This is a genomic window from Chryseobacterium sp. VD8 (assembly GCF_037149975.1).
Taxonomy (GTDB): Bacteria; Bacteroidota; Bacteroidia; order Flavobacteriales; family Weeksellaceae; genus Chryseobacterium; species Chryseobacterium indicum.
Genome location: NZ_JBBCQL010000411.1, coordinates 1 through 1,499, shown reverse-complemented (window position 1 = coordinate 1,499; position 1,499 = coordinate 1). Strand labels below are relative to the sequence as shown.

At 38.4% G+C, this 1,499-nt stretch carries 2 protein-coding genes; one reads left to right on the top strand and one right to left on the bottom strand.

Features of this window, described 5'->3' with window-relative positions; translation table 11 throughout:
- Positions 1 to 180: hypothetical protein (locus WFK35_RS22715; RefSeq protein ID WP_336734903.1), on the top strand; the 180-nt coding region annotated here is incomplete at its 5' end.
- Positions 181 to 860: 680 nt separating this feature from the next.
- Here WFK35_RS22715 and WFK35_RS22710 read toward each other — a convergent pair.
- Positions 861 to 1,151, bottom strand: a complete 291-nt coding sequence (locus WFK35_RS22710; protein WP_336734901.1) for a helix-turn-helix domain-containing protein — start codon at positions 1,149 to 1,151, stop codon at positions 861 to 863.
- Positions 1,152 to 1,499: the final 348 nt, after the last annotated feature.

Genomic DNA, 1,499 nt, shown 5'->3' with positions numbered 1-1,499 from the left:
CTGCTACTCCATTTTAAACAAATCATTGTCAACCATACCCACCACCGTACGCTGAGCGGAGCCGAAGCGCACATCATCCTGAACAACCCTCCCAAAAATTGTTTAAAACCGCAAAGGCGCAAGATTTCTAAAATGCTCTATGCATTAAGGCGCAAAGATTTTATCTCCGATAAAATGTAATACGGATATTTTTCGCTTCAGCTCCGCTCAGCGTACTTCATTGCCAATCCATTTTAAACAAATCATTGTCAACCATACCCACCGCCGTGGGCTGAGCGGAGCCGAAGCGCACAATCTGCGTGAAGCAGTTGCGCACAAAAATCAAAACAACAGATCATTGTGATAAGAAAAGATCCTTCGGCTGCTTTGCGCTCAGGATGACAGCGCAGAAATTCATTGATTTTAGAGTATGGTATTGAAAGCCTTTGACAATTATTTATGAAGTCTGTTTAAACTTTTATTTAACCACAAAAGTCACAAAAGGTCTACTAATTTTTTTATTTAAAGTTCATCATTATAAATGAAAAAGTTCACCATAGTTTTTAAAAATCTTTGATTTTTATTCTTTTGAGCACTTTGATTATCCTGGAAATTCGCTTTATCATTATCTTTTGTCCCTTTTGCGGTTTATTCTGAAATTAGTTTTCACAAGTTTTATATTTAGAAAGCAGCTTAAGCAGTTACATTGTATATCTGCGCAATCTCTACAATCTGCGTGAAGCAGTTGCGCACGACAATCAAAACAACAGATCATTGTGACAAGAAGAGATTCTTCGACTGCTTCGCGCTCAGGATGACAGAGGAATGACCAGCTCAGTACCCGGCTCGGCTCATTCAGCAAAATCCGGGATCTGATCCCGTCAACGAAAAGCATAAAAAATACCCTCATTTTTTGAGGGCAGTATTAAAAACCATTTGGGATAGTATATCTTCTTTCCGATCTTTACATGCGGAATATTCTGTGATTTCCGGATTCTGAACAAGGTACTGTCGCTGATCTTCAGCAGCCTTTTTACATCGGCACTGTCATAATACTGCAAATCGCCGATCTGCTTTTTTTCAAGAGTTTCCAGAATTCCGGAAAAGATATCCAGAATGGTATGCATGGTCTCCTCATCATACAACGGAGGATTGCTAAATTTCTTTTTCATATTGTGCTCTTTAAGAAATGATGGTATTAATTTTTATTTCAAACGTGGAGGAAATATAAAATATTGCGTCATCCCGTCTCCTAAAAGCAGAAGCGGGGAAAACTCTACAATGCAGAAATTCATTCCTTTAATAAAAACTCTGAAAATTATTTGTTAAAATTTTGGTTATCCGGAATCAGAAGGATAAAATTTCCTGTAAAAATGAATGCCGTTCACCGGAAAAAATTTTGATGTTTTTTATGATTTTCAAAATAAATAAAGATACGCTTCGGCTCCGCTCAGCGTCCTTCAGTGCGGTTTCACTTTAAACAAATCATTGCAAACCGCACCCGCCGCTGTGCGCTGAGC